This window comes from Methylobacterium sp. E-041 (genome assembly GCF_022829665.1).
Taxonomy (GTDB): domain Bacteria; phylum Pseudomonadota; class Alphaproteobacteria; order Rhizobiales; family Beijerinckiaceae; genus Methylobacterium.
The window spans coordinates 1-968 of the sequence record NZ_JAKSYQ010000072.1 but is presented as its reverse complement, the minus strand read 5'-3'; the positions used below and the strand labels follow the sequence as shown (position 1 = coordinate 968).

The following is a 968-nucleotide window of genomic DNA, read 5'->3' as shown; positions in this document are numbered from 1 at the left end:
TGATGGGACAGGGGCGGTGCATTTCACCAAGCGTAAAAGAGCGTCGTAAGCCTTTTGAATGTTCGTGGGCGACGGTTCGATATCAGCGCGAACGAGTGCACCGGCTGCAGTATGCCAAAGGGGCGCTTCGGTGCTCTGTAGTGCCTCGTCAATGCCGTACCGATGCAAGGCGGAGAGGCCTGAAGGAACATCGTTTATGAGTGTGACCCCGAAATCTGGGCGATTGGGGTCGAGCCAGACAACCACGGCATCTTCAAACGGCTTTGACATCAGGATCACATCCTCCGTCGCTAAAACCGATTTCTCAATACGCGAATTCAGCCTCAGGTTGCGCTCGCTAGTGGGACGTGTAGTTTCTCGGTTAAGCTTTAGTAACCATCAGATGTGGCATTCAAGGAGAAGCTACGCGTTTGAGCCGCTAGTCATCAGCTGCTTCACGAACTGTTTTATCCGCCCATCGTACCTAGGCCAGCGTGGCACTGCTTGACATGGTGGTGCCGCTCTCATCCGTAAGTGCTATCTCGGCCTCAATCGTACGAACATGCTTGGCGGTTAAATGCGCTGCTTTCCGCGTTCCCCGCGGGCGTCATCTTCGGCAGCAGGAATGCCCATCAGGACCCGTAAGGGGTTCGTTCGCACCATGCGGATCTTCCCCGATACCGGCCCGCAGCCAATGCAAACCGCATACGTCCAGCGAGCCCACAAATTCTCGTTCTGCCGCTCGACCCATTGCTGTCTGATCCGAGCCTTCTCAATCCATGCTCGGATCTCAGCGGCCTTTTCGTCACCGACAGATTTTCTCTGTTGGTCCGTAACGGAAGGCTTTTGAAGTTCCTGTACCGCGGTAGGCGAAGCAGCCACAATCATTCCGGCAACGGTTAGCAAACCTGCAAGCATCAGTTTCTCCTGCCCTCTTGGCTTTGATCACCAAAACGATGAAATGACGGGCAAGGGAACAGGAAAGTTTC

Annotated in this window: 2 protein-coding genes; both read right to left on the bottom strand. The window is 54.6% G+C overall.

Annotated features, from left to right (window positions below; translation table 11 throughout):
* Positions 1 to 270, bottom strand: a 270-nt coding sequence (locus tag MKK70_RS06870) for a hypothetical protein (RefSeq protein ID WP_243946513.1), incomplete at its 3' end; no start/stop codon positions are given.
* Between the two features lie 282 nt (positions 271 to 552).
* Complete coding sequence (locus tag MKK70_RS06865; RefSeq protein ID WP_243946512.1) at positions 553 to 897, bottom strand: hypothetical protein; 345 nt, start codon at positions 895 to 897, stop codon at positions 553 to 555.
* Positions 898 to 968 lie beyond the last annotated feature (71 nt).